This window comes from Thalassolituus alkanivorans, from assembly GCF_020447205.1.
Lineage (GTDB): Bacteria > Pseudomonadota > Gammaproteobacteria > Pseudomonadales > Oceanobacteraceae > Venatoribacter > Venatoribacter alkanivorans.
This window is the reverse complement of record NZ_JAJAEL010000006.1, coordinates 86,781-105,884: the sequence shown is the minus strand read 5'-3', so window position 1 is coordinate 105,884 and position 19,104 is coordinate 86,781. Positions and strand designations below refer to the sequence as shown.

Below are 19,104 nucleotides of genomic sequence, written 5' to 3'. Positions count from 1 at the left end.
AGAAAAACCATGTTACGTTTTCTGAGTTGTCTGTTTGTGGTGTCGGTTTTTCTGGCACCGGCCGTACAGGCTGAACGGATTAAAGACATCACCAGTATTTCCGGTGTGCGTACCAACCAGCTGGTGGGGTATGGTCTGGTGGTGGGGCTGGATGGTACCGGTGATAAAGCACCGTTCACCACTCAGACTTTCCGCAACATGATGGCCGAATTCGGCATTACCCTGCCGGCCGGTGTCGATCCGAAATTAAAAAATGTGGCGGCGGTATCGGTTACTGCAGAATTACCGGCCTTTGCCAAGCCCGGACAACGGGTGGATGTCACCGTTGCCTCATTGGGTAATGCCAAAAGCCTGCGTGGTGGCGCGCTGATGTTTACTCCGCTCAAAGGTGCCGACGGAAATATTTACGCGGTTGCCCAGGGTAATCTGGTGGTTGGTGGTTTTGGCGCTGAAGGTAATGATGGTTCAAAAATTACCGTGAATGTACCCAGTGTCGGCCGTATTCCTAACGGTGCTTCTGTGGAGCAAACCGTGCCCAGCAATTTTTCCCGTGGTGACAGCCTGATTTTTAACCTCGACCAGCCGGACTTTACCACGGCCCGTGCGATGGTTGAGCGCATCAATACCTTACTCGGACCGGGAACCGCTGAAGCGCTGGATGCAACGTCGATCCGCGTCAGTGCACCGCGTGATACCAGTCAGCGTGTCAGTTATTTATCCATTATTGAAAATCTGGAAATTGAAACCGGTAAAGAACGGGCCAAGGTCATTATTAATTCCCGCACCGGTACTATTGTGATCGGGCAGAATGTGATGATTGAGCCGGTAGCTGTTACCCACGGCAGCCTGGTGGTAACCATTACCGAAGATTTTCAGGTTTCCCAGCCCAATGCCCTCGCCGATGGAGAAACCGTCGTCGTACCGCAGACCAATATTAATATCGATAACGGCGGCGATAACCGCATGTTTAAATTTGGTCCTGGCGTATCCCTCGACAGTATTGTTAAAGCGGTTAACGAAGTAGGGGCTGCGCCCGGTGATTTAATGGCTATTCTTGAAGCAATGAAGCAGGCCGGTGCGTTAAAGGCTGAATTGATTGTTATCTGATACGAATAAACATAAAGAGAACACGAATATGAGTGCTGAATTGTTTGAACAGGTAAAAAACCTGTCCCTGGAACTCCGCTCGCTGATTCGTCAGGGGGTTCGTGAGGGTGTCGATGAACGGATTCAGCGGCGCAACGAATTACTGCAGCAGTGGTTTGCCCAGATCAGTGAGCTGATTGATATGACCAATGAGCAGCAGGAGTTTCTGGAAGGTTTGCTGCAGGAAGAACAGCAGTTGCTGGCCGATTTGCAGCAGGAGCAGAAAAGTATCGCCAGCCGTCAGAGCGGCAAGAAAAAGCTTTCCCAATACGAACAGTTGCCGCATTGAAAGCGTACATCTGGCTCCCACGCTCTGCGTGGTAGTCTTTGCTGACACCGTTGCATTCCCATGCGGAGCATGGGAACGAGAAAAAGAAAAAAACTTCTTAATACGAACAATTGTCACACTGAGGCAATGCCTGTTCAGCCCATCAGACTTTACTGGCAGAAATGGCTCAGATGCTGATGTTATTCAAACTCAAAATCCGGACTTTGGTCCGGATTTTTTCTTCTCTCTTTACACTCGCTTAATCAGTCAATTGGCAAACATCTTGCAGTTTCCCTAACAAAGGAGATTGCTATGATCCAGACACAACCACAGAGCGCCCAGATTTATACCGACCTGAATGCCCTGCAGGGTATTCGTTCGTTGGGAAAAGACGATAAAAACGCCGCACTGATGGAAGTTGCCAAGCAGTTTGAATCGATGTTTCTGAACATGATGATGTCGTCCATGCGTGACGCCAACAAGGTGTTCGAAGAAGACTCGATGTTCAATTCTCCGGAAACCGATTTCTACCGAAAAATGTATGACGATCAGATGGCACTGTCGCTCTCCGGTCAGCAGGGCATGGGGCTTTCTCAGGTTATCTATCGTCAGCTGATGTCCAATTACGGTGACAACAAAAATGACGCCCAAGAGCTGGATCAGGGCAAGTTATTTGACCGTCGGGCACGTTCGCCGTTACCGATGGTTTCTCCCTCTCATGTTACTGCCCTCAATGCGACGATGGATGCCGTTGATGCTGAACTGCATCAGCTTCGTCCTCGGCCTCAGGCAGCGGTCACAGCCAGTGAACATTCTGTTGCTGCGGATACAACACCGCTTGTAGCAGCCAGCGGCAGCGGTAATAAAGGGCAACAGTTTGCCACTCCGGCAGAGTTCGTTGCCGCTCTTTATCCGCTGGCAGAAAAAGTCGGCGCTGAGTTGGGGGTCGAACCAAAAGCCATCGTTGCCCAGGCTGCGCTCGAAACGGGCTGGGGAAAATATATGATCAGCGATGATCAGGGCCGTAACAGTTTTAATTTTTTTGGTATTAAAGCCGACAGCCGCTGGCAGGGTGAGCGGGTCGACGTGGTTACCCACGAATACCGCGACGGTCTGGCAGTAAAGGAACGGGCGCCGTTCCGCTCTTACTCGTCGATGGAAGAAGGTGTGCGCGACTATGCCGACTTCCTGCAGGGCGCCGAGCGTTATCAGCAGGCCATTGGTCAGAATCTGGGCGCCGGACACTATGGTTATGCCCTGCAGCAGGCCGGCTATGCCACCGATCCACAATATGGAGCAAAAATTCAGCGTATTTCACAAAGTACAACCCTGAATTCTGCACTGGAGCAACTGCGTTCGTCAGCGCCGCTGACCGGAGATCGCAACGATGGCTAGTATTCTTGAAATTGGTATTTCCGGCCTGCGCGCAAGCCAGACGGCATTAACCATTACCGGCCAGAATATTACCAATGCCGGCACAGAGGGTTACAGCCGTCAGGTGATTGGCCAGAGTGCAGTCAGTCCGCAGAATAAAGGCGGTGTCTGGGTAGGTTCAGGCGTTAATGTTGATACCGTTAATCGTGTTTATGATCAGTTTCTGACTGAACAACTCTGGCGTGATACCTCAACCTTTAATGGCTTCGATACGCTGGCTTTAAACGCAGAACAGATTGACAGTTTACTGGCCGATTCCGGCACTGGTGTGCAGCCGGGTCTTGAGCGTATGTTTTCATCCCTGCAGGCCGTGGTGGATGATCCGGCTTCATTGCCGGCACGGGCAGTATTAATTTCAGAAAGTAATGGTCTGGTTGATCGTTTTACCTCGATCAGTGACCGCCTGTACGCACAGAACGATATTATTAATGGCCAGATGGATGTCATGGCCGGGCAGATTACCACCATTGCAGAAGGCATCGCTGAGCTGAATGAGCAGATTCAGTTTGCCACCGCATCGGCCAATGGTATCGAACCCAGCGATTTACTGGATGCCCGTGATAAATTAGTGAAAGACCTTTCCGAGCTGGTAAAAGTAAATGTTGTAGAACAAGACGATTCGGTCTGGAACGTTTTTATCGGCAATGGCCAGGCATTGGTTATTGGTAATGACTACAACGAAGTATTTGCCGATGCCGGTGGCTCTGATCCATCCCGTTCCGATCTGTATTTCCGCAAAGGTGATGTGATTCAGAACGTAACTAACGAAATTACGGGTGGTCAGCTGGGCGGTACATTGCAATTTCGTGAAGAAGTTCTGGATCCGGTATTAAATGGGTTAGGTCGCTTAGCGCTGGTGATTAATCAAACCTTTAATGAGCAACATAAGCTGGGTATTGATTTTGACGGTAAAATGGGCGAAAACTTTTTTACCGATATTAACGCACCGGAAAAAGCCTATAACCGTGTACTGGGCGACAGCCAGAATGCCCGCCCGAATGACCGCTTGTTGAGTGTTCATATTAAAGATGCCGGAGCGTTAACCACCAGTGAGTATCAGGTAGAATTTCCCGGTCCGGATGATTACACCTACCGTATTAAACGCCTGGACGACGATAAAATCGTCAGCAGTGGAGCATTGAGCGGTAGTTTTCCGGACTCGGTAGAGGTTGATGGTTTTGAAATCCGCTTTGAAGCCGGAAGCTTTCAGGCGGGCGATGATTTCCGCATTATGCCGACGCGCAATGAGTCGACTAAGGTTCAGGTTAATATCACCCGTCCTGAGCAGGTTGCCGTTGCTTCTCCGATTGTGACCGATTCCGCTATTGGTAATCAGGGAAATGCAGCGATATCTCAGGGTGGTGTTTATGACATTAATACGCCTTATTTTTCCCGTGAAGGTGAGCTGACACCACCGCTGTTGATCCGCTTCACTTCGCCAACCACTTACGATGTGCTGGATAACACCGATCCGGGGAAGCCTATTCCGCTGTTTCCGCCGCTGATGAATCAGACTTACGTGCCGGGTATCAGTAATTCGATTCTGCCAGCTGATGAAGGCAAAACAGCCTTTACCAGCTTTGGTGGTTATCTGCCGGTTAATACAACCTATCAGGCGCCACCACCGGCCACTAATGTGACACCGAAGAATGGCTTTTTCCCGGAACGCATTGTCATCAGCCATACCGACCCGGTCAGTGGCAAGGTGACGACACAGCCGACATTAATTACCAAGGCAAATGCCTCGGCAAAAGAAATTGCAGAGCAATTGAGCAAGCGTGAGGGTATTGAAGCCCTGGCACGGACAACGGTTGAGCTGAGTGATTTCAGCAGCGATGCGAATCCTTTTCAGCCTATGACGTTCAGCCTGAACGGAATTGTTCTGACCGATACCCTTGGCCCGAATCAGACGAAATACGATGCCAATTACCCGGAAGAAGTACCCGACCCGGTAACGCCGGATTTTATTGCCGATCGCATTAACAGCAATCGTGATCTGCAGGATTTGGGGATCGTTGCGCGCAGTGATGGCAGCAGAGTCGTGATCACCGCACTGAATGGTGACGATATTAATCTGGAGATATCCGGTGACAATGGCGACGGATTCAACGTCAGTAATGGTCAGGACATTATTCTGCGTGAAACCGGCGAAGCGCCATTTACGCCACTGACTGAGTACGATGGCTATGACTTCAGTGAGGGTGGTCCTTACACCTACGAATTTGATGTACCGGGACAGGGCACCTTTAATATCGAGCTGAATGATACCTATGCAACGGGAGCCGAGGTTGTCGATGCTATCCGTACCCAGCTGGAAAATTCTGGTTTTACTTTTTCCGGCAATCTGGATGTGGATATTGATGAGCGTGGCACCATCAGTTTTCAGCCGCGTCTGCCGATGAATGCCACCGGTGTGCATGGCTCATCCAAGATATCCATGGGCGGACAGATCAAAGTGATTGCCGATCCCGGTTACAGTCTGGATATCGAACCACCGGGTAATAATTTGTTCGCCGAGAATCCGGTGGGCGAACCAGTACACTTTGGTTTTGATGTTGAAATCAGTGGTCTGGCACAAAGAGGTGACGAATTCACCGTTGGATTTAATACCGATGGTACTTCAGACAGCCGTAATGGTGTGGCTCTGGCGGCACTGCAGAATGAAGACACGGTGGCCGGAAATACCAGTTATTCGGAATCCTACTCCCGGTTGGTCGAAGAAATTGGCTCTGTAACCAGCCGCGCTCAGATTAACCGTGATTCCAGCGAGGTATTGTTACGGAATTCTGAAGGTGCAGTAACCAGCCTGTCTGGCGTTAACCTCGATGAGGAAGCGGCAGCCTTGATTAAATATGAACTGGCCTATAACGCCAGTGCTCAGGTAATTCAGGTTGCACGCAGTATTTTTGATACCTTGATTTCGACCTTCCGTTAAGGCTTTGGCAGGAGATTACTGATGCGTATAGCAACATTGCAGAGTTTTAATACCGGTCTTAATGGCATTCTGGATAACCAGTCTTCGGTTAATAAAACCCAGCAGCAGGTTTCCAGTGGCCGGCGCGTACTGACACCGGCCGACGATCCTATTGCTGCTACAAAAATTCTTCAACTGCAGCAGGACCAGGCATTGCGGGATCAGTATGACCGCAACATGACAGCGGCCGATAACCGCCTGAAACTGGAAGATGCAACCCTTGGGTCTATTACCGATAACCTGACCCGCCTGAAAGAACTCACGGTTAAAGCTGGTGGCGGCTCTCTGACCCTGACTGACCGTCAGGCGATTGCCGCTGAGGTTTATCAGATTCAGGAAGGCCTGGTCGATTTATTCAATACCCGTGATGCCAATGGTGAATATGTGTTTGCTGGTTTTAAAGGCGGCAATGCGCCTTTTGTTAAAAACGACAGTGGACGCTATGACTACAAAGGTGATGAAGGACAACGCTTTCTGACTATTGGCGCTTCTACCAATGTCGCAACCGGGGATAATGGCAAAAGTCTTTTTGTCGATGTGGAGGCAGCTAAAAACACTTTCACGGCTGAGTTGAATCCACTCAATAAAGGCACCATGCGGATTAGTCCCGGATTTGTTATTGATGAAGAAAAGTATGCGGATTTTTACCCTGATGATCTGATCATCACTTTTAATCCAGAGTCTGCTATTACCCCCGCTGGTCCTAATTACACCATTCGTCGTGCTTCCGATGATCGGGTCGTTGAAGGTATGAAGAACATGGCTTATAGCCCAGGCTCTGATATTGTTGCTGCGGGTATTAGTATTACTCTGAACAGCGACCCTGAACCGGGTGATGAGGTGTTGATAAAATCTTCACCTAAACAAAGCATAACCGACACGATTTTCCGTCTTACAGAGGGTCTGAACACTCTGGAAGATAATGTAGTGGACTCAGAGACGCTGGATATTCTGATTGAAGATACCCTTACTAATCTGGCGTTTGCTCAGGCATCGGTATCGGAAATCCGCAGTCAGGTTGGTGCCCGACTCAATGTGGTTGAAAATACCCGGAATTTGTCAGCGGATGTTGGTCTGGTGAATAAAGAAGTGTTATCAAAACTTTCGGATGTTGATTTTGCTGAGGCTGTCAGTCGTCTGTCTTTGCAGAGCTTTCTGCTGGAAGCGGCACAGCAAAGCTATACAACTATCTCAAGGTTATCATTATTTAATCAATTATAATCGGCATCCACAGGCGAGAAAGAATATCTTAATTGTTAAATTTTGCTAATGGTGCTCCGCTTCGAAGAAGTTCATTTCTGGCGTTTCCCAAACCTTTTCCGACGAAATTGAAGAGATTTGCTGTTGCTGCAGCATCAATGAGAGGGTTTTCAAGAGCCTGACTCAGGTGGCTGCTATGCCCGGCACCTCCGGCGAAGATAATGGGGATTTTCCAGTTTTCGGGGATTGTGTGTAGCACATCGAAATCATATCCCTGTCCGGTGCCATCACGATGTATAGCGTTTAGGTAGATTTCGCCAACTTCAAGTTTTGCCAGATGTTGAAGATGATCGTTCAACAATCCTTGCTCCTGAGTCGCGCTATGACTGAATACTTGTGGATGATCCTGATAAGTCCAGTCAATACTGGCGACTATACATTGACTGCCATAACATGATACCAATTCCCTGATGAACTCAGGTTGTTCGAAGCAAGCAGTGTTTACGACAAGTTTATCTGCTCCATGAGCAAGAAGTGCAGAGGCGGTTTGCATGTTTCTGATCTGTCCTCCAGCAGCTACTGGTATCATGCAGTGCCCGACTATTTCCTCCAGAATTTGGAGAAATTCGGGGATTTTATTTTCATCATCATCAAGGTTAAGAACGATAAGCTCATCAATGGCATCAGATATTGTCTCAAAATGATAGTTCTTGAATAGCCATTGAATATTTCCTACCTTCTGCAGCCGGAAGTTCCTGCTGAGCAGGAAGCTGCCGTTTTTATAAAGCAGGGTGAAAATAAGACGCTTCTTAAGCACGCTTAATCTCCAGGAAGTTTTTCAGCAATTTCAATCCGTTTTTTTGACTCTTTTCCGGATGAAATTGAACGCCAAAAACATTTTCTTTTCTGAATCCTGCAACAAATGGCATACCATAATCACAGTAAATGTAATCGGCAGTCTTATCATCGTCTTTCATGGCGTAGCTATGTGTAAAGTAAAAGTCACTGTTTTGGTTGATATCAACTGTCAGGTCATTATTCGTTTCCCAGTACACGTTGTTAAACCCTACGTGTGGAATGCGAATGTCTGAACTGCCATCAAGCTTGGTAATTTTATTTTCGATAAGCCGGAGTCCTTCACACACTCCATCCTCCGTGCTTTCAGAACCAAGAAGTTGCATTCCTAAGCAGATCCCCAGAGTTGGAGTGCCATTTTCTGTTGCAGCGAGCCTGATTACTTCGCTTAAACCAAGGCGGTTCAGGTTTTCCATAGCTCGTCGGAACGAACCAACTCCTGGCAAAATAATCAAATCGGAACTTTTTATGACAGCGGGATCCTGACTAACGGATGAGTCATAGCCAAGCCTCTTCAGAGCATTTCTGACTGAGAGATGATTACCCATGCCATAGTCAATCAGTGTAATTATCATATGATTTCGAATTTTGGCATCCAACGATCGCCATCTTTATAGAACAGATCTTTATTAGCAAAATTATCGATTGTTTTATCAAATAGCTCCCGGCTGATTTTGTAGTAATCAAGGTACTTTTCGATAAAAGGCTCCGGATAACAATTATCATACATCTGGGCCAGCATTACTCCCTGGTCGCGTGACATGGCACCACGTCTTATATCAATACCGGCATCCTGAGTGGCCCGGCCAAAGCCGAATTTAAGATACATCAGGTAGGTGTGCAGGTCATACAGGCAAGTATCGTTTTGGGCGAAATTTGTATAGGTTCCAGTGTTGGACTCTTCTTTTTCCTGCAGGCCGCAATGTTCCTTAGCGATCATGTAGTTACGGTAAGGATCCCAGCTTTCAAAGTATGAAAAGTGAGCACACTCAATATTGCCTAATTTCTGATCATCTGCATCAAAGCGCCAGAAATAGGTTTGCTGACTACTGAGATCCCGAAGAGTTTTTTCATATTGACCCTCCAGATAAACACGCTTCATAAACTCAGCAGTGAAAACCGGACGGTTTTTACTTTCGGTAGAGCCGCCATACTCTATCTCACCGTCTTCACCATACATGACCAGGTTTACGCCGAAGTTAGCAGCTGTCCTGATCACGCCAGCAAGAATTGCGACAACCCATCCGTAGAGTGGTCTTCCCTGTTCGAGAAAACCCCGGCGATTGAGTTCTTGCATGACCTTCTGATTAGGGTTTATCTGAATGGTATCGTAGCCAGAGGCAATATAATTTTGAAGGTTCTGATCACCGATAGAAAAGCTCAGTGGTGGGGTTATGGTTACAGCAAGCGGATGCATGCCAAACTCATGCTTCAGCATATAGCTTACGTATGATCCGTCCTTTCCGCCGCTTACGGGAACAACAACATCAAACTCGCCGGTTTTGCTTCGATGCTTTTCCAGCAGGGACTTCAGCTCCAGCATTCTTGAAGACCAGTCAAATGTTTTCTTCTCCTCTGCCCACTGACAGGCATTGCAGCGTCCCTGGTCATCAAACTCTATGCGCGGACGGGTAGACATGTTCAGACATGTCTTACACCAGAATAACGCTGACTGGTTGTTAGCAGTTGTCATACTGGGTTCTCCATAAAAAAATCTTCTTTTACCGAACGGTTGTTCGGTGTCGAACGGACATTCGGATACATACCGCTGTATACACGATTGTCCTCTGAATCTGTAAGCTTTCTTAAAAAGCTACGGGCCCCAATCACTGTGTTACTTCCTAACTGGCAGTTTCCTATGACACTTGCTCCGGAGTACAGAACATTTGATCCGGAAAAAGATGGATATACGCCGTCTTTATCCGAGCCAATAGTAACATTTTGATAAATCACCAGATAATCAGAAAATTCAGCATTACCTATAACACTGCCAACCGGGTGTACAAGAAGAAATATTTCAGGCATTTTTATGCTATAAAATAAATCAAGACCATTCAGCAATTTATTCAGGTAAAAAGCTTTTTCTGCCAAAGGCAAATTGCCGGTTAAGTAAGCCTGATTGGCAAGGAAATAGAGAAATGTTGCATAGTGGTCAGAATTCATGTGATTGAAAACCGGTAGCCCATTGCTCTGATAGTACTTTCCCCTGATACCGCGGAAACAATGTTCGACTCTTTTCATGGCTTCACTACAGCAATCTGAAACTGATTCCCGCCATTCAGTTTTGTTGTCAGGAAAGAAGTGGGAAATTTGACTTTTAATGTAACCCTCAAGTTCAGAAGAGCTGATACTGGTATGCACTTGATCTCTCCTAAAGCGTAAACCCATCGTCAACGATTATATTCTGTCCGTTTATGTAGCGCGACTCCTCTGACAACAGAAATAGCAGGGTTCCACACAAATCGTCAGGACTTAGCATACCTTTACTTGAGGAGTTTTTTTCATATGCATTCAGAAACTCTTCTGGCTGACCGTCAAGAACTCCTCCGGGGCTTATCGCATTAACCCGGATGTTATGACCCTTAAAGCGTCTGGCCATATAGCGCGTAAGATGAATTATGGCTGACTTTATTGCAGCATACTCAACAGGCATGGTCATGCTTGTGCCGGAATATATTTCAAATTTTGGTGCAATGCAGCCGTAAATCGATGCGATATTTATGATATTTCCACTTTTTTCTTTATAGAAGTGTCGGGAAAATTTCTTCGAAAGTTCAAAATACGGCGTTACGTTATCCGATAGATTTTTGCTGAAGTCGTTGTAGGTAACATCAAAGAAGTCGGCGCCGTAGTTTCCACTACGGATGTAGAGATTGTTGACCAGACCATATACATTACCAAAACGGGAAAGGCTCGAATCCAGAAGTTTCTGGGAGTCCTCGGCCCTGGTTGCATCAAAGATACAGGCATATGCCTCATGACCATCTGATCTTAGTTCCGCTGCAAGATTTTCTGCACTTTCTTCATTCTTGTCCGCAATAACGAGATTGTATCCATAGCTCGCGACTGATTTGCAGAACGATTTACCAATTAATCCGGCAGCGCCAGTTATTACAACAGTTTTTTTAAGGGGCATTTTAACCTTCAGTTATACTTACGGAAGACAGGCTTTACAGACTCACCAATCAGATACTTATCAATACTTTCGTCCAATGCTTTACGGAGAGTAATCAGCGATTGGTCAAGTGCATGATCCACATGTCTGAGCTCTTTATCGCCGTGGTTATATGCAATGGAAATCCAAGGCATCATCACTTGTCTGCTAAGCATTTCCTGCATAAATAAAGTCCGTAAAGGCATTGATACATTACCCTCACGATCCTTTAATACTATGCTTGGCGAGCAGTCGAAGCCAGATGCTATCAGATTTTCTTTCAAACCATGCTCAAGCGCTTTGCAGTTAATCAGATTCTTAAGCTTTTTACCAAAACTCCAGAGATGATCGATAACATCATGGTTTTCATAGAAATCCATAGTGGCTATGAATGCGCCCAATCCACTCATTTCAGCGCCGTGTGTTGTTGACAGCAAAAAAACGCGCTCCTGACCAGTTTCATCAATAGAGCCAAGACTCATAATGTCGCGCTTACCAGCAACTGCGGCTACGGAAAAGCCGTTAGCCATGGCTTTCCCAAAAGTTGTCAGATCTGGCTGAATATTGTACAACGCCTGCGCACCATATTTATGCCAGCGAAATCCCGTTATCATTTCATCAAGAATGAAAACAATATTGTGCTTTTTACAAAGATACTCGACGTCATTCAGATAAGATTTCCCTTGTTCAAAGACAGAGGCAGCCGGTTCTTCGGTTGTTGCTGCTTCCATTACCAGGCAAGCAATATCGTCACCATGTTCATCCAGAATATTTTCCAGTGCACGGGTGTTATTGTAGGGAAAGGTGATCGTCATCCGGGATATTTCATCAGGAATACCCCGGTTGATAACTGTTGAGCCAATGAACCAGTCATCGAACGAAAAAAACGGGTGGTCTGAACAGCGCAAAACCAGCTTTCTTCCGGTATAGGCCCTGGCAAGTTTCACTGCGGCAGATACCGCAGTCGAGCCATTTTTCGTAAACTTTACCATCTCTGCACTGGCTATCATGCTGGTAAGGCGTTCAGCTGCTTCCAGTTCGATCATCGACGCGCGTGTCAGGTTGTTGCCTGACATGATTTGTTGAATCGCCGAGTTATTTACTGAGGGTTCGGCATAACCAATGGCAACGGATCTGAGCGCCATTCCAAAATCAAGGAACTCATTACCTTCAGAATCTTTTACATAAACCCCGGAACCGCTGCTGAGAATCTGAGGAGCGTTGGCAGGGAACTGATCTGAACCACGTGAATAGGTATGTGCTCCGCCGGGGATGACTTCTTTCAGGCGTTGTTCATAGCCCTTATTAGCTGCTTTCTTTGCCGGAAGACTCACGATAGTACCTCTCTGTTCTGCATAATGGCCTCAATGCATATGAAATCGGTCATGGAGTCAATTTCATAGCTTTTCCATTCAGGTACGATAAAGCCAATAGTTCGGTCATGATAAAAGCCGTGCTTATTCAGTAATGCATCCACTTTACTGATGTAAAGTGTACCGTCCATTCTGTACACCTCTGGGAGCTCCTGACGTCGGACAGCCTTGGAGAAGTCAGCATTCAGACTATGGATTAATTTTTCTTCGTCGAGTGTTAATAAATACGCCGGATGAGACTTTATTTCCTGTGTTATGCCAACGATGGCATCCGCCTTTTCCCACGAACCAATCAATGACTCAAGAGCAACATCAATATCCTTAGTTTCAGTCAGCGGTGATGTGGGTTCCAGCAAGACCAGAATGTCGTAGCTTTCCTGCAATTGCTTCAATAGATCTTCAATAACGTCAATGGTCGTTGTTGTGTCCTGAGCAAGGTTTTCTGGCCGCAGGAACGGAACATCCGCCTGATATTGACGGGCAATACCGGCGTATTTCTCGCTGTCAGTGGAGACGATAATACGGTCTATATATTTGCTGCCTCGGGCGCAACAAACAGGCCAGGCAAGGAGGGGTTTTCCTGCCAGTTCACGGATGTTCTTATCTTTCAGGCCTTTGCTGCCACTCCTGGCCGGAACAACACAGAGTACTCGTTTACCGTCTATCATCCGCGCATTTCCCGGTCACTGAAGTCATTCAGAAAATCCTGTTGAGCCTGGTTGTAGTCCGGCATTTTTCCTATGTCTAGCCAATACTCATGAATTGGAAAGAGCGATACGTTTTTACCGGAATTGATCTGGGCTTGTAGTAAGTCCGGCATATCAGTGGGTGAAGACGATGACACTATTCTGCGCAGCTCGGGGCTAATGACATAAATACCTGCATTGATGAAAAACGACTGGATTGGCTTTTCTACAATTTTCTCGACCTGGTGGCCATCGCTGTGAATTACACCATAAGGGATTTGATATTCGTGGCGTCGTACGCACATGGTGGCAGTAGCCTGATGTTCTTCGTGGTATGAAAGAAGTTGATTGAAGTTTACTTTGGTCAGTAAATCTCCATTCATCATCAGGATAGGCTCTTGCAGGTCATCAGGAAGAAGACTTAGTGCCCCGGCCGTTCCCAGTGGTGATTCTTCATGAACGTAGTGAATATCAACTCCCCAGCGCTCGCCTTTGCCAAAGTAGCCGGTGATCTTTTCATGAAGATAGTGTGTTGAAATATAAAACTGGTGAAAACCGTGCTCAATAAAGCTTTCCAGAATAGTCTCCAGAATTGGTTTGTTACCGACTTTAAGCAGTGGCTTAGGGCAGTCATCAGTCAGCGGTTTTAGTCGTTTACCAAAGCCGCCTGCCATCAGAAAAACCGGATTGGACTTTCTTTTGGCGGAATCAAGTTCCCGCGCAGTATACAAATCAATAACGATACCACTTTCAATAACCGGAACTTGTTGAACAGAGTGCCGGCGCATCAACGTGCGTATTTGTGCCAATGATTGTGCCGGGGTTGCGGTGACGGGTTCTTTGCACATGATCTCATGCAGTGGACACGCAAGATTTCTGTCGTTCAGAAGTGCCCGGCGTATATCACCGTCTGTGACGGTGCCAAGTAGTTGGCGGCTTTCATCGCAAACGAGAGCAATCTGGAGACTTGTATCATTAATGACTTTAATGGCACGTTCTATCGTATCTGTTTCTGAAAGCAACACGCTTTGCCAATGTGTCATGATTACCTCCGCCTGGCTTCAGTGACGACCTCCGGACTACGTACCACCTGCATGGAATCGATTGACTTGGTGATGGTTGTGCCGGCTCCTATTACGGTATCGGCACCAACGTCAATTTCTTGAATGATGGTCGCTCCTGCTCCTATATGCACCCTTTGTGCCAGCTGTACTGAACCACACAGCGTTGCCCCCGGAGCTATGTGGCAGAATTCAGCTATACGGCAGTCGTGGTCAATACGGGCGGCGGTATTGACGATGCTGTGTTTGCCGATAATGCTCCCGGTCTGAATGATGGCTCCGGCAAGTATTTGCACGCCTGCGGCAAGCTTTGTATCTGCGGCAATAACCGCTGAGGGGTGAATGACCTGACAGAAAACAAAGCCCAGACTTTCGGCCTTTGCAGCTACTGTGAACCGGGTATCTGAGAAGGGTACAGAACCGATACCATTTACAAGCCGGACGGTGGATGGAGGAACGCGGGCAAGGATGTCATCATTGCCAAGGTAGGGAATTTCACGCCAAGCGGAAAACTGCGCTACCGGATCTATAAATCCCTGTATCCGCTGACCGCTGCATAGCAATGTGTCGGCGACGATTCTGGCGTGTCCACCGGTTCCCAGAATGATAATGGGTGAATCAGATGAGTTCATCCTGCTCATAATCTCTTCTGGCAATAGTGTTGATCATTTCCCAGTAACAGGCTGGCGATAAACCGTTGCCAGGCCGTTTCGCGGTAATGTTATGAGCAGTCAGCATTTGGCCTGCTTTAATTGGCAATGCCGCTACCAGACTTTTTCTGGCAGCTGTCATATTACGTTCTTCTGCAGCAGTGGCAGCCTTGTGCGATGAACCAAGTATGGTTTCAGTTCGTCTGATTGCGTCAATTAACCGTTTAAGTTCAGCGGGTTCCAGTGATGCCTGATGGTCGGGTCCAGGAAGAGTGCGGCTCAGGGTAAAGTGTTTCTCTACGATACTTGCTCCGGCAGCAACAGCCAGAGGGGCAGCAAATATATCCGCTGTGTGATCAGAGAATCCGACCGGGCACTGGAAACGTCTGCTCAGGGCTGGTATTACCCGAAGGTTCACATCTTCATCAGAAGTCGGGTAGGCGGTTGTGCACTGCAGTATGGTTACTCTGCTCATCAATTGATCAGGCTGAATACTATGCAGGGCTGCTGTCAGTTCATCTCTTGATACCGGTTCACGATCCGGATGAATAATAGCAAAGGCTACAGTTGCCAGAGCCTCTTCTATTTCTTTTTCTGATGCCATACCGGTTGACAATATCAAAGGCAGTCCGGAGCGCGCATGACGCAGAATAAAGGGTAAATTAGTAAGCTCACCGGAAGGGATTTTCAAGCGCTTTACGCAAAGCTCTGACAGAAGAAAGTCTAATGAAGGCTCATCAAATGCGGTTGCCAGAAATTCAATACCTCTCTCATTACAGTATTGACTGATTTTTATAAAATCTTCGTGGCTTAGTTCGAGCATTTTAAGCATGGCTTGCTGGTTGTCGTTTTGATCGCCCGATGCTTTTTGATAATCGGCCTTTGCTGCCTGATTTGTTGCCAGCATGCGGCTGTCAAAAATCTGGAATTTAACAATATCTGCCTTCGCATCTATTGCTGCATCGACAAGCTGTAAAGCCAGTCCGAGGTTTCCATTGTGATTGACACCAGCTTCGGCAATGATCAGAACTTTCGCTGTATTACTCATTAAACTCTTTCTCCAGTAGCGAAGAGTAGTCCAGACTTCTCAGTGCATGCAGAGTATTCAGGCTTGTATCACCATGATCATAGGGATTGTCGAATGATTCTGCTTTGCCAGTTAAAATCTTCTGTAATGCAGATAAAATATCTTCTGCAATGGGTTCTACATCAATCACCGATGATGCACGCTCCCTGCCTTTCTGCCTGTTTCCTATGTTCAGGGTTCTTGTTCCCATTGATGGAGCTTCAATAATTCCGCTTGATGAATTACCAATAACGGCATCAACGGCTTTAATCAGGGTTAGATAGCGCTTTACGCCCAGGCTTTTATGCAGGCTGACCCGCTCTGGATAACGGGATTGAAATTCACAGATTTTTCTGATAATTCCAATGTGTCCGGAATCGGAATTAGGGTAGGTAATGATGATGCCTAATTCTGGTATTTTTTCGAGCGCGGAGAGTATTTCATTTAACTCCTGTTTGCTTTTTTCCGGAGCCAGACTGTCAGGATGATAGGTAAGCAGAATATTGTGCAACTGCCAGTTTATCCCATTTTCCTGAATAAGCTGTCTGAAATCAGCAAGGACTTGCCTTCTGCAGTTTTCGACACCCGGGGCTCCGACCAGAAATATGCGTTCAGCAGATTCGCCCATTTTTATCAGTCTGCGTCTGGCTTCTTCAGTCGCACATAGGTGTACATGTGACAGCTTACTGATGGCATGTCGGAACTGATTGTCCTGGGAGCCGAAACTCAATTCCCCACCGTGCAAGTGAAGGATCGGGATGTTCATCATGCAGCAGGCTTGGGCTACTGCCAGTGTTTCGTAGCGGTCGCCAAGGACCAGCATTGCATCGGCTGCTAATTCTGGCAGAACGTCAGCCAGCCCGGTAAGTACTGCCGCTGAACGTATAACATTCCCTCTGGGACTGTCATCCGAGTAGCTCAGCGGAAGTGTTGTGTATGTGGTAATGCCATCGTTTTTGATTTCTTCAATGGTGTTACCAAATTTTTCATCCAGATGAGTTCCGCTGATAATCAGGCTGACCGAAAAGTCTTCGGCTTCATTCAGCACTTTCAGGACAGGATGCAGCAGACCATATTCCGCTCTGGTTGCAGTGAAGCATGCAATTTTAATCATAGCAGGGAGCCTCGAATGGAACGCTGCTGGGCAGGCTCACTGCTCTGCTGTATAGCCAATCTGTCTGTGGCAGTGGCAGATCAGTCACTGATTGCAGATGCTGCTGTCTGTGCAGAGGATACCATGCAGGCCTTGCCTGAATATCGTGGACTTTAAGAAATTGTAACAGCTCCTCTTTTTCTTCAGCGCTGTTCATAATGACGGTATTGAGCCAATGATTAGACTGGGCTTCCGGATTATTCACCAGCTTGTAACAGAAACGCTGGAAAAATACCCGATATTCTCTGTGGATTGTTTTCTTTTTGTTCAGAAAAGCTGGCAGTTTCTTGTACTGAGCGATTCCCAGACTGGCATTTAAGTTTGGAAGGCGGTAGTTGAATCCGGCTTCGCTGTGACGAAATTCAAATGGATCAGGTATTTTGGCTGTAGTCGATACGTGCTTCAGACGTTTCGCCAGGGTTTCATTCTTGCACAGGATCATGCCGCCGGCTCCTGTGGTCATAATTTTATTGCCGTTAAAGCTCAAAATTCCAAAGGTACCAAAAGTCCCGCAATGCTTCCCTTCAGTAAAACTACCCAATGCTTCGGCGGCATCTTCAACTAATGGGATTGACCAGTTACGGCATATTTCGGCGATTGCAGCTATTTTTGCCGGTTCACCGAATGAGTGCATAGGCACACATGCAGCAATCCTGCGTTTGCTGGCTTTATGGATGCAAATGTTTTCCTGCTGCTTGCATTCCTCTTCGAGAAAATGAAGTAGTGCTTCCGGACACATGCTGCCTTCAGGTAAAGCAATGTCGATATAAACCGGTTTAGCTCCCGTTTGCAGAATGGCGTGCCCGGTAGCTGCAAAGCTCAATGACTGAGTCAGTACAATGTCACCGCTATGAACTCCCAAAACGTGTAAGGAAAGATGCAGTGCAGCAGTACCATTGACTGTCGCTATAGCGTATCCGGAGTCACAAAATTTAGCGATTAACTTTTCAAACTCTCCGATTTCAGGCCCCACGGATGATACGAAAGTGCTGTTGATACAAGCAGCAACTGCCGATGCTTCTTCCTGCGAAAATGAAGGGCGGTGAAGCGGTATTGTATTTTCACCGGGATACATGGAGCGTATTAAATCTTTCAGCTGCTCAAACATTGTATTGATCTGCTTTGTAGCGTGAAAGATTGTCGGGAATACAGAACCATTCGATCGTTCTTCTCAGGCCTTCTTCCAGAGAAATCTGATGCTTGTAGCCGGTTAGCCGCAGGAGCTTACTGTTATCGCATACCAGACGGTGTACCTCTGATTTTTCCGGACGAATACGGCTACTGTCGTGGATGATTTCTACATCGGAATTAATGATGTCGCGAATCATACGGACGGTATCCAGAATGGATACTTCGGTATTGCTGCCTATGTTTATAATTTCGCCCACAGTGTTTTTTCTTCCCAGCAGACTGATAAGGCCATTGCAGGTGTCTTCTACATAGTTAAAATCGCGGGTCGGTGAGAGGTCGCCGAGCTGGATATGGTTTTTTCCGGCAGCAATCTGGGTAATAATGGTCGGAATAACTGCTCGTGCGGATTGGCGCGGACCATAAGTATTGAAAGGGCGCGCCAGCGTTACGGGGAGATCAAATGCGTTGTAGTAACTCATAGCCATAGAGTCTGAACTTATCTTAGACGCGCTGTATGGCGATTGTGGCTGCAGTGGATGCTCTTCATTGATCGGTATATAGCGCGCAGTACCATAAACTTCGCTTGTCGAAGTTTGAATAAAGTGTTCGATATTTTCGTTACGTGCTGCCTGCAGTAAGTTAACCGTGCCCTCGATATTCGTGGCTACGTAGCTGGCTGGCGCCAGGTATGAGTATGGGATTGCGATCAATGCTGCCAGATTAAATACGGCGGAACAGCCTTTGACTGCTTGTTGGCAGAAGAATGGATCGCGTATATCACCACTGATAATTTCCATATCCTGCGTGAGTGAAGAATTGTCCAGCCATCCCCAGGAGTTAAAGGAGTTATAAAGTGTCATTGCTCTGACCGGATAGCCTGCTTTGGTCAGAAGTTCGGCCAGGTGAGATCCAATAAAACCATCTGCACCAGTAATCAGAATGGGTTTCTGCAT

Annotated in this window: 18 protein-coding genes; 5 read left to right on the top strand and 13 right to left on the bottom strand. The window is 47.1% G+C overall.

The genetic code is table 11. The features are described from left to right. Positions 1–9 precede the first annotated feature (9 nt). From LGT44_RS02410 to flgL, 5 genes are all read left to right on the top strand, one after another. Positions 10–1,107 (top strand): flagellar basal body P-ring protein FlgI, encoded by a 1,098-nt coding sequence (locus LGT44_RS02410; protein WP_145465830.1) that lies wholly within the window; start codon positions 10–12, stop codon positions 1,105–1,107. A gap of 28 nt (positions 1,108–1,135) precedes the next feature. Further along, positions 1,136–1,435, top strand: coding sequence for a hypothetical protein (locus LGT44_RS02405; RefSeq protein ID WP_145465829.1), 300 nt, complete (start codon positions 1,136–1,138; stop codon positions 1,433–1,435). Between the two features lie 291 nt (positions 1,436–1,726). Continuing rightward, a complete protein-coding gene (flgJ, locus tag LGT44_RS02400) occupies positions 1,727–2,809 on the top strand; it encodes a flagellar assembly peptidoglycan hydrolase FlgJ (protein ID WP_230330521.1) in 1,083 nt (360 codons plus the stop codon). Next, a complete protein-coding gene (gene flgK / locus LGT44_RS02395) occupies positions 2,802–5,783 on the top strand; it encodes a flagellar hook-associated protein FlgK (protein WP_230330522.1) in 2,982 nt (993 codons plus the stop codon). The genes flgJ and flgK overlap by 8 nt, the downstream gene beginning before the upstream one ends. Before the next feature lie 21 nt (positions 5,784–5,804). Beyond that, the gene (gene flgL, locus LGT44_RS02390) at positions 5,805–7,043 is read left to right on the top strand and encodes a flagellar hook-associated protein FlgL (RefSeq protein ID WP_230330523.1); all 1,239 of its coding nucleotides are present in this window, start codon (positions 5,805–5,807) and stop codon (positions 7,041–7,043) included. Between the two features lie 28 nt (positions 7,044–7,071). Here the strand turns inward: flgL and LGT44_RS02385 are convergent, their stop codons facing one another. From LGT44_RS02385 to LGT44_RS02325, 13 genes are read right to left on the bottom strand one after another with little or no spacing between them, the layout of a single operon-like run. Then, positions 7,072–7,839, bottom strand: a complete 768-nt coding sequence (locus LGT44_RS02385) for a HisA/HisF-related TIM barrel protein (protein ID WP_230330524.1) — start codon at positions 7,837–7,839, stop codon at positions 7,072–7,074. Continuing rightward, entirely contained in the window at positions 7,832–8,452 is a 621-nt protein-coding gene (gene hisH, locus LGT44_RS02380; protein ID WP_268866364.1) for an imidazole glycerol phosphate synthase subunit HisH, read from the bottom strand. Before hisH ends, LGT44_RS02385 begins: the two co-directional genes overlap by 8 nt. Further along, complete coding sequence (locus LGT44_RS02375) at positions 8,449–9,570, bottom strand: N-acetyl sugar amidotransferase (RefSeq protein WP_230330526.1); 1,122 nt, start codon at positions 9,568–9,570, stop codon at positions 8,449–8,451. Before LGT44_RS02375 ends, hisH begins: the two co-directional genes overlap by 4 nt. Further along, positions 9,567–10,238 (bottom strand): LbetaH domain-containing protein, encoded by a 672-nt coding sequence (locus tag LGT44_RS02370; protein ID WP_230330527.1) that lies wholly within the window; start codon positions 10,236–10,238, stop codon positions 9,567–9,569. Before LGT44_RS02370 ends, LGT44_RS02375 begins: the two co-directional genes overlap by 4 nt. 10 nt (positions 10,239–10,248) lie before the next feature. Beyond that, positions 10,249–11,013, bottom strand: a complete 765-nt coding sequence (locus tag LGT44_RS02365; protein WP_230330528.1) for an oxidoreductase — start codon at positions 11,011–11,013, stop codon at positions 10,249–10,251. 8 nt (positions 11,014–11,021) lie between these two features. Next, complete coding sequence (locus tag LGT44_RS02360) at positions 11,022–12,365, bottom strand: glutamate-1-semialdehyde 2,1-aminomutase (RefSeq protein WP_230330529.1); 1,344 nt, start codon at positions 12,363–12,365, stop codon at positions 11,022–11,024. Beyond that, complete coding sequence (locus tag LGT44_RS02355) at positions 12,362–13,072, bottom strand: acylneuraminate cytidylyltransferase family protein (protein WP_230330530.1); 711 nt, start codon at positions 13,070–13,072, stop codon at positions 12,362–12,364. Before LGT44_RS02355 ends, LGT44_RS02360 begins: the two co-directional genes overlap by 4 nt. Continuing rightward, on the bottom strand, positions 13,069–14,133 hold the full coding sequence (locus LGT44_RS02350) for a nucleotidyltransferase family protein (RefSeq protein ID WP_230330531.1): 1,065 nt from the start codon (positions 14,131–14,133) through the stop codon (positions 13,069–13,071). The genes LGT44_RS02355 and LGT44_RS02350 overlap by 4 nt, the downstream gene beginning before the upstream one ends. 2 nt (positions 14,134–14,135) lie before the next feature. Further along, positions 14,136–14,792 (bottom strand): acetyltransferase, encoded by a 657-nt coding sequence (locus tag LGT44_RS02345; RefSeq protein ID WP_230330532.1) that lies wholly within the window; start codon positions 14,790–14,792, stop codon positions 14,136–14,138. Beyond that, entirely contained in the window at positions 14,770–15,849 is a 1,080-nt protein-coding gene (gene neuB / locus LGT44_RS02340) for an N-acetylneuraminate synthase (RefSeq protein ID WP_230330533.1), read from the bottom strand. The genes LGT44_RS02345 and neuB overlap by 23 nt, the downstream gene beginning before the upstream one ends. Continuing rightward, on the bottom strand, positions 15,842–16,981 hold the full coding sequence (gene neuC, locus LGT44_RS02335) for a UDP-N-acetylglucosamine 2-epimerase (RefSeq protein ID WP_230330534.1): 1,140 nt from the start codon (positions 16,979–16,981) through the stop codon (positions 15,842–15,844). Before neuC ends, neuB begins: the two co-directional genes overlap by 8 nt. After that, positions 16,974–18,128 carry a LegC family aminotransferase gene (locus tag LGT44_RS02330; RefSeq protein ID WP_230330535.1) on the bottom strand — a complete coding sequence of 385 codons (1,155 nt, stop codon included), beginning with the start codon at positions 18,126–18,128 and terminating at the stop codon, positions 16,974–16,976. The genes neuC and LGT44_RS02330 overlap by 8 nt, the downstream gene beginning before the upstream one ends. Then, positions 18,121–19,104 carry an NAD-dependent 4,6-dehydratase LegB gene (locus LGT44_RS02325; RefSeq protein ID WP_230330536.1) on the bottom strand — a complete coding sequence of 328 codons (984 nt, stop codon included), beginning with the start codon at positions 19,102–19,104 and terminating at the stop codon, positions 18,121–18,123. The genes LGT44_RS02330 and LGT44_RS02325 overlap by 8 nt, the downstream gene beginning before the upstream one ends.

What these genes read in the sequence shown, in the direction of transcription:
- flgK (WP_230330522.1), top strand. Translation starts at nt 2,802, where the DNA reads ATGGCTAGTATTCTTGAAATTGGTATTTCCGGCCTGCGCGCAAGCCAG.
- LGT44_RS02325 (WP_230330536.1), bottom strand. Translation starts at nt 19,104, where the DNA reads ATGCAGAAACCCATTCTGATTACTGGTGCAGATGGTTTTATTGGATCT.
- LGT44_RS02365 (WP_230330528.1), bottom strand. Translation starts at nt 11,013, where the DNA reads ATGCCCCTTAAAAAAACTGTTGTAATAACTGGCGCTGCCGGATTAATT.
- LGT44_RS02410 (WP_145465830.1), top strand. Translation starts at nt 10, where the DNA reads ATGTTACGTTTTCTGAGTTGTCTGTTTGTGGTGTCGGTTTTTCTGGCA.
- LGT44_RS02375 (WP_230330526.1), bottom strand. Translation starts at nt 9,570, where the DNA reads ATGACAACTGCTAACAACCAGTCAGCGTTATTCTGGTGTAAGACATGT.
- LGT44_RS02405 (WP_145465829.1), top strand. Translation starts at nt 1,136, where the DNA reads ATGAGTGCTGAATTGTTTGAACAGGTAAAAAACCTGTCCCTGGAACTC.
- LGT44_RS02350 (WP_230330531.1), bottom strand. Translation starts at nt 14,133, where the DNA reads ATGACACATTGGCAAAGCGTGTTGCTTTCAGAAACAGATACGATAGAA.
- LGT44_RS02345 (WP_230330532.1), bottom strand. Translation starts at nt 14,792, where the DNA reads ATGAGCAGGATGAACTCATCTGATTCACCCATTATCATTCTGGGAACC.
- neuC (WP_230330534.1), bottom strand. Translation starts at nt 16,981, where the DNA reads ATGATTAAAATTGCATGCTTCACTGCAACCAGAGCGGAATATGGTCTG.
- LGT44_RS02330 (WP_230330535.1), bottom strand. Translation starts at nt 18,128, where the DNA reads ATGTTTGAGCAGCTGAAAGATTTAATACGCTCCATGTATCCCGGTGAA.
- flgL (WP_230330523.1), top strand. Translation starts at nt 5,805, where the DNA reads ATGCGTATAGCAACATTGCAGAGTTTTAATACCGGTCTTAATGGCATT.
- hisH (WP_268866364.1), bottom strand. Translation starts at nt 8,452, where the DNA reads ATGATAATTACACTGATTGACTATGGCATGGGTAATCATCTCTCAGTC.
- flgJ (WP_230330521.1), top strand. Translation starts at nt 1,727, where the DNA reads ATGATCCAGACACAACCACAGAGCGCCCAGATTTATACCGACCTGAAT.
- LGT44_RS02355 (WP_230330530.1), bottom strand. Translation starts at nt 13,072, where the DNA reads ATGATAGACGGTAAACGAGTACTCTGTGTTGTTCCGGCCAGGAGTGGC.
- neuB (WP_230330533.1), bottom strand. Translation starts at nt 15,849, where the DNA reads ATGAGTAATACAGCGAAAGTTCTGATCATTGCCGAAGCTGGTGTCAAT.